This is a genomic window from Microcoleus sp. Z1_B2, from assembly GCF_036700325.1.
Lineage (GTDB): Bacteria > Cyanobacteriota > Cyanobacteriia > Cyanobacteriales > Microcoleaceae > Microcoleus.
Genome location: NZ_JAUBOQ010000068.1, coordinates 20,413 through 28,415, shown reverse-complemented (window position 1 = coordinate 28,415; position 8,003 = coordinate 20,413). Strand labels below are relative to the sequence as shown.

The 8,003-nt window shown below is 44.5% G+C and carries 2 protein-coding genes and 1 pseudogene; 1 reads left to right on the top strand and 2 read right to left on the bottom strand.

Features of this window, described 5'->3' with window-relative positions; genetic code table 11:
- Window positions 1–588: 588 nt before the first annotated feature.
- The gene (locus QT984_RS27390) at window positions 589–1,716 is read left to right on the top strand and encodes a glycosyltransferase family 4 protein (RefSeq protein WP_333271070.1); all 1,128 of its coding nucleotides are present in this window, start codon (window positions 589–591) and stop codon (window positions 1,714–1,716) included.
- 55 nt (window positions 1,717–1,771) lie between these two features.
- Here the strand turns inward: QT984_RS27390 and QT984_RS27385 are convergent.
- Together QT984_RS27385 and QT984_RS27380 are read right to left on the bottom strand one after the other, a co-directional pair.
- Window positions 1,772–1,910, bottom strand: a pseudogene (locus tag QT984_RS27385) (transposase); the annotation flags it as partial.
- Between the two features lie 133 nt (window positions 1,911–2,043).
- The gene (locus QT984_RS27380; protein ID WP_333375361.1) at window positions 2,044–7,911 is read right to left on the bottom strand and encodes a protein kinase domain-containing protein; all 5,868 of its coding nucleotides are present in this window, start codon (window positions 7,909–7,911) and stop codon (window positions 2,044–2,046) included.
- Between the last annotated feature and the right edge of the window lie 92 nt (window positions 7,912–8,003).

Sequence of the window (8,003 nt, the reverse complement as noted above, 5' to 3'; positions counted from 1 at the left end):
GGCGTCCCGCCCGTCATGAGTGGACGGGCGGGACGCCCATCCCACAATCTTGTGGAAGTTATTTAATTCTCATTCCTTAACCCAAGCGTATTGGGTAATGATTGGGAGCTCGCTTTAATTAAACATAAAATCCGATCGCTTTTAGAGTCCCGACAACTAGGCGCGAAGTTGAGGTTCTCCGTATTCTGTTTTTATATGTGGTATTACTTAGCAAATCCGGCTTAATACCCGGTCGGTTATCTTAGTGCGTAAGAGCCGGGATGAGAGTATGTGTAGCAGCCATTTAAATCACCACGTTATCTAAAACGCTTGGAAAACCCTATTTAGTAGGACGCCAAACATATGGGAAAAATTATTAGTGCGTTTTGGATGCTCCTGTTTCATTCTTTACAGTAAAATTACATAATTTTTGGTTCAGGGTCTTGTCAGTGAATTCACTTAAATGTTATCTTATCAGCATACAACCACTGTCAGACTGCCGAATCTACTTTTCAATCAAACGAGACTGGTCTCTAAACCGAGCCGGATTATTCTATATCCGTGTTTAGAAACAAGTAAAAAAACTTTACTTAACTCAAGATGAATCCCATGTTAAAACTGAGTGCTTTATTCCCAATCCATTGCAATGACCGAGCCATCAGCCACGTATTTTTTTCAGTGTGCAAACAATGGCAAAACCCTGAGCTGAAGGCTCGCATGGTTGTCCCGAGTTGCGATAGCTCCTGTCGCTACTCAAATATAGTTGAAGCAATTCCGTCATTGCTGAAAAAACTGTATTACAGCAGCCATAGTGCTCCCAAAATTAAGGCAGAGAAGCGTTTTCTCAAAGATATCAAAAATTTTGATGTTGCCTACTTGTGGCCCGGTCTCTCAGTAGATACTGTAAAGAGCGTTAACAAGCAGAGTAAGCCGATTTTTTTGGAGCGAGTTAATACTTGTCAAAGGCAAGCTAAGAGTATCCTTGACGATGCTTACTCTCGCTTGGAATTGCAACCTCAACACACAATTACCCCAGAAACAATTAAGAACGAAGAGCAAAAACTCAAGCTAGTTGACTTCCTGTTTTGTCCCAGTCCGGCAGTAGTAAAATCGTTTCAAGACGCCGGAGTTCCTGAAGAAAAACTGCTGTTAACCACTGAAGGTTGGTCGCCAGAGCGTTTCCCCAATTATCAATTCCAAAAACCGCCTTCAGAGGAAGTTAACGTCCTTTTCCTAGGCTTTGCCTGCGTCCGCAAAGGGGTTCACCTACTGTTGCAGGCTTGGGAGCGAGCTGGGATTAAGGGAAAGCTGACTATTTTTGGCAGACTCGAACCGGCGATCGCTCAAACTTGCAGCCATTTGCTGGAACGTTCTGATGTAGTTCACTTTGATTATGCTTTGGACTACAGTTCTGCCTATCGCCAAGCTGACTTTTTTGCCTTACCCAGTCTCGAGGAAGGTAGCCCACTCGTCATCTATGAAGCGATGGGTCATGGTTTGCCTATTCTGGCTTCACCGATGGGAGGAGGCGGTGTTGTGCGTGATGGCATTGACGGCATAATTCTTCCTCCCTACGATACTGACGCCTGGGTGGAGGGACTGCGCCAACTATCTAATTCTCCTGATTTGCGCGCTAAAATGGGAGCCGCCGCCCGCCAGCGAGCTTTGGAGTTGACTTGGCCACAAGTTGCTGCTAGGCGCGGAGAGCAGATTCGGCAAAAAATGCAGGCAAAATAAAAACTAAATAGGAAAGGACTGACCAAAAAAATGGGATGCAAGCCCCTTCTTCTGTGGCCGGCTTTTCTTGATTTCTGATATACTCCTTCAAAACTTCTTTCTTACGCACCTCCAGCAGAAACAGCAAAATAACTAGGACTCCATAATGCTTCTTTGTGGGGTTTTTTGTGTCTAGCCTGCCCGTACCGACGGCTTAAAGGTTGAGTCGAATTTAGGTGATAGGTGGAATGAATCGGCTAATGAGCAGTGCGTTGAGCTAAGATTGCACCCAGCCATAGAAAAGGGGTAAAACTTTTGACTATGACATAAAATTATTTTGCAATAGGTCTAATGTAAATTGTGTAGCCTGTCTTTGATTTTTGTGCGAGTCAACAATGCAGACTCACAGCGTTCCCAGTAAATTTTAGCAACGCGATCGCCCTGATTCTGACGCCAACACTCTTCAAAAAGCCGCGCCGCTTCAAAGAACTTCCCTTCCGAGTAAAGTGCCCTAGCTTCTGCAAACAATTCCAGCGTAGCTAACTTCGCCTGTTTAATTTCTGGTGAATCTGCATCAAACACCTCATAAATCGTCACAGCTTCAGATTTTCCCTTGACTTTTACCGTATCGAGAGTGCGGATTGCGTACTGGGAAGGATTTTTCAGGCGCCCATAAGTGGGTTGGGTAATTAACAGCGCCACCCCATAATTTTTTGTCAAACTTTCCACACGAGAAGCTAAATTCACCGCATCGCTGATGACCGTCCCGTCCATGCGATTTGGTCCTCCCACAGTTCCCAGCATCAAAGAACCCGTATTAATCCCAATCCCAATCTGAATCGTCGCACAGCCAGCGTTAGCGCAGTATTCATTGTATTCAGCGAGGCGGTGCAGCATAGCAATTCCCGCTTTCACCGCATTATCCGCCTCGCCGCTAAACAGCGCCATAATCGCATCGCCAATATATTTGTCGATAAACCCGTGATTTTCATTAATGACTGGTTCCATGCGAGAAAGATAAGAATTTATAAATTTGAAATTATCCTCCGGCGTCATAGTTTCCGAAAGCGTGGTGAAGTCGCGAATGTCGGAAAACAACACCGACATTTCTAACTGCACTTGGTCGCCCAATTCCACATCAATAATGCTTGATTTCTCTAAAAACTGGAGGAATTGATTGGGAACGAAGCGCTCATAAGCTTTGTTGAGTAGAAACAGTTCAGCGGTAAATCTGATTCGCTCTGTTTCCGCTTTTTTGCGATCCGTGATATCTTGAAAGGCTACAATTGCATAAGAAATATTGTCCTTTTCATCATAGATGGGAGTACCCCAAGCCTCGATCGGAATAATCTTGTTGCCTTGGTGGATTTCCATATCATCTACAGTGGCACTTTCGCCACTCAACGCCCGCGTAGTGGGCAATTGTGCAGAGGGATATTCTTGCTCTGTTCCAGCTTGATAGAGTTGATAAACCTCGGTAATTTGCTCGCTGGAGGCTTCAGGAATAACTCCTTTACCCAATAATTGAATAGCAGCGCGATTATTATAGTAAGGTTTGCCAGAAGCATCCAGCACTGACACCCCGACTGGAATTGCTTCTAAAAATTGAGTCAGCCTGTTTTCACTTTCGCGGATTTCTGTATAGAGTTGAGAATTTTGAATCGAGATAGCCGCTTGTCCCGATAACAGTTTTAATAGTTCCACTCTTTCAGGGGTAAAAGCTCCGGCTGTTAGGTTATTTTCTAGGTAAACAATACTAATAATTTGAGATTGGTTAATCAGCGGCACGCATAAAATTGATTTGGGCTGATTTTTTCGGATGTAGGGGTCGTTGGTAAATTGTCCCTCTCGGACAGCATCATCAAGTACCACGCTTTCTTGAGTGCGAGCCACATAATTGATAATGGCGGAGGAAAGTTCTTGACAGGTTTCAACGGGGATTGACTGCAACACGGTGACTTGTTGGGACTTTATTGTGCCTTCAGCTTCAATTAATAGCTTTCCCTGACTTGATAAAATTAGATATCCTCTTTGGGCCCCGGCACTTTCCATCAAAATTTTCATCAAGCTCGACATGAGCTTATCTAGCATAATTTCACCGGAAATCGCCTGAGAAGCTTTCATTACTGTGGTGATATCTAAGTTATAACCAGAACCCTTGGTCGTCACTGAGGCCGTAGTTGTAGTTGTTTTTCTTCCCGGTTGGATTGGCGCCAATAACTGGGGATATCGCGTTTCTAAATCCGTTACCTTAGCAGTGGCTCCCCATTGAACATAACAATAATATGCCTCAATCATGTAGGTTTGAGCAAGTTTTTCTTTGCTCCATTCCCAGTAGAATTTGGCTGCTAGTTCGTTAGCTAGTGCTTCTTCGTTGAGGAATTTATTTTCTTTGGCTCCAGAAATGGCGCGATCGTACATTTCAATCGCCTCAGCTTTATTGCCCAAAACGCGATGTTTTTCGGCCTCAACTAAATACCATTTATGCAGATAATTCATGGGAGCATTTTCCGCCCACTGTTGTAAAGTGGTTTGATGTGTTTGTACCTGAGCGAGAATTTCTACTTGCTCAATTTCTAGCTGTGTGGGAAATAGCGCCAAGTGTGTTAGGGCAGCATAGAAAGGGAAAATGGGAAAATAAACACTTCCCGATACTGCCATCAAATACGACTTAACTTGGGTAAGGTGGTATATGGCAGCCGAATAATTGCCAAACGAGTAAGCAAGAAGTAGTTTGTTGATGTAGATAAAAGCTAGCGCTGTGAATTCATTGTTCTGATAGCGCTTAGGAATAATTACAGTTTCATCGTATGCAGTTCCTATTAAGCAATCCGGTTGACTCACACATTCCGTCAAGTTCTGCACCGTCTGCCGCATCATATCCAAATAATCCTGAGCAGAATATTGCTTCACTATATCTAAGGCAGTGCTGTAATCTGCTAGTTCGGCTCCCCAACGGTCTAGTTCTACCCCACCGAAAAAGTTGGCATAAAAGTAAATAGTTATGTTGTAGCCAGCGTATAGAAAATCGCCCGTTTCCATGCCCGCCCTGTAGCCATCTTTCAGCGTCGGTACCGTTGCCCAGAGAGCTTCTTGGTGATGCTGAATAAAGCAACTAAACACAAACAGAATCATGGACTTTAATTCGGGCACATTGAACCGATCGAGCAATGAAAGTGCCAATTTACCAAAGGCATAACCCGTTTCCACCTTTCCTAAAAAGGCACACAGAACCATCCCGTGCATCGCATAACCCACCGTCGATGCGGGTGCATTCCCAAAGGAGAGCGATAAACTCACCATCGTGGAGGTAACTAGGGGCAGCAAACCGGGCATTGCTTGAAAAATGGGTGCACATAACATTCTTAAGAGTTGCATAGCTGCCCGAGTCTGTGGATTTGTCATCAAAGGCAAGTCAACCAGTTGCTCGATTTGTCTGTCCTGAAGTTGGCTAGCCAGGGCTTGCAGCGCTTTACCAATCGTGGCTTTGTCAGGTTCGCTGGGGAGATCGATTCCCAGTAGTCGCAGGGCATCTCTACCCACTGCGATCGCTTCTAACACCTTGCTCTGGGCTGTCTGAGCGGCAATTTGAATTTCGTAAATTTTAATTTTGTCTAAAATCGTCTTAGCTTCTTGCAATACCAATGCTGCCATCTGTTCCATACCCTCAAAGTCAGCATTCAAATAGGCAGCTTCGGTAGCAGCAACATAGAGATTTAGGGTCAATTCATACTGAAGAAGCCAGCAGTTGGCTGTTAGTAGCTCAATCCCTGTTTGCAGATAGACCATTGCGGCTGCGTAGGCGGTAGAATTTCTGGCCTTACCTCCCGCTTCTAAGTTGAGTAGGGCTAAGGCTTCTCGTTCGCTTAATTGATTGATTAACTCAATTCCTTGATTTAAATGCCCCACAATATCAAAGAGTTTTTCTTCTCTTTCTATGTCCGAATATTTGTGTAGGAGTAACTGTCCAATTTTGAGATGAGTAGCTTTTTTTTTGTTTTCGGGTATTAGGGAATAAGCTGCTTGCTGGACGCGATCGTGCAGGAACTTATAAATTGGGTTAGCCACAGACTCAGTAGGGGATTGAGCATCTGTTTGAAGGAAGTTATAGCCTTCTTTGATCAGTATAATAAGTCCTTCTTGCAAGGCTTTCCAGAGTGCTGATTCCGTTTCTTCGGGTAATTCTTCGCTGACTATTGCCAATGTCTCTAAATCAAACTGTGCCCCAATGCAAGCCGCCAACTTGAGAACATTCTGAGTTTCTTTCGGCAACTTCTGCAATTGCGCCGCCATAAACTCCACCACATCCGAGGCGTGGGTAAGTCTAGCTTGAGCAATATCGCACTGCCACCCCCCTTTACTTCCCCCCTTAGTAAGGGGGGACACAGGGGGGTCAAAGATAATTTGACCATCTTCATACAGCGACTTGAGGAATTGAGTCGAGAAAAAGGGATTACCTTGGGTTTTTTGATAAACCAATTCTGTCAAGGGCCCGGCCAAAGATAAATCGCAAATCAGCGTATCTGCTACCAACTGATTGAGATCTGCTAAACTCAACGGTTGCAGGGTAATCGTATTCACCACTGCCCCAGACTTCACAATCTCATCCACAGTCAACATAAACGGATGAGTCGGTGATACCTCATTATCCCGATAAGCACCCAATACTAACAGATGGCCCGTATCTTCCATCAACAGTTGTAATAACTTCAAAGATGCGGAATCTGCCCACTGCAAATCGTCCAAAAATATCACTAATGGATGTTCGGCGGTGGTAAATACTTGCACAAATTTCTGCATCAGCAGATTGAAGCGATTTTGGGCGGCACTCCCGGACAATTCTAGTGCAGGACTTTGAGCGCCAATGATGTGTTCTAATTCAGGAATTACGTCAATCAAGACTTGCCCACTCTCGCCTACTGCGGTGAGAATCATGGTTTTCCATCTGTGTAACTGAGCGTCACTTTCTGATAATAATTGCCCCATCAATTCCCGAAATGCTTGCACAAATGCACTAAAGGGAATATTGCGTTGAAATTGGTCGTATTTGCCTTTGATAAAATAGCCACGCTGTCGGGCGATCGGCTTGTGAACTTCGTTCACTACTGCGGTTTTACCAATCCCAGAAAATCCAGCTACTAGCATCATTTCACTGCCGGATAAATGCGATCCCCCCCCGCCCTGGGCGGGCACGGGGGCACCGCCCCTACTAAGGGAGTCACATGAAGCCCCATTTATTAAGGGGGGCTGGGGCGATCGTCTTGATGCAATCCGTTCAAAAGCAGCTAATAGATTATCAACTTCACTTTCCCGGCCGTATAACTTTTCGGGTATCAGGAAACGGTCTGTAATATCTCGCTTTCCCAAGTCAAATTCTTCTATGCTATCGGTTTGTTGTAATTGAAGCAGACACATTTCTAAATCATGCTTTAGCCCCCCGGCTGTTTGATAGCGGTTTTCTGCGTTCTTCGCCATCAGTTTACTGACAAGTTGAGACACAATTAGGGGAATTTTTGGCTCTATTTCGTGCGGAGGAACTGGCTGTCTAGCAATGTGGCAGTGAACAAGTTCTAAAGTATCTTCAGTCTCGAAAGGTAGTTTTCCTGTCAACAATTCGTAGAAGGTGACACCGAGGGAGTAAAAGTCAGTACGGTAATCGAGAGTGCGATTCATTCTCCCCGTTTGTTCTGGTGAAATATACGCTAATGTGCCTTCTAAAATGTTGGGGTTTTTCAGGGTGGGCGTTTCTCGCGTTAGCTGAGTGGATATGCCAAAATCAATAATTTTTAATTGTTCTGTTTCCGGGTTGTAAACAATATTTGAGGGATTAATATCTTTGTGGATGATGTTGGCGCTGTGAATTTGCCCTAAAATTTCAGTTGTGGCGATCGCAATTTGTAAAAATTCTTCAAGAGTAAAGGATCGCTGCTGCATCCAAATTGTCAAGGATTCCCCGCCAAAGTCCTCAACAAACATCACGAGGCTATTTTGGTATTTTTGCAAGTCATAGACTCGCACGACTCCCGCCTCTTTCAACTCTTGGGTGATGCGGTATTCGGTGCGGTAGCGCACCAATTCTTGAGGTGTGGGGTAGCTTTCTTTGAGGAGTTTGAGGATAATTGGCTCTTTATCTGCTTCCCGAATGGCCCGGTAAACCAGAGAGTTGGCGCTTTCATAGAGAAGTGTCTGGACGGCAACGCCTGGAATCGAGAGCATATTGGTTTTTTTTGCTAAAAATTAAAGCTAACTCAAAACGCACCAGCTTTCTGTATACAATAGCGCGTTAGAAACGAAAAATTTTTGTTTTT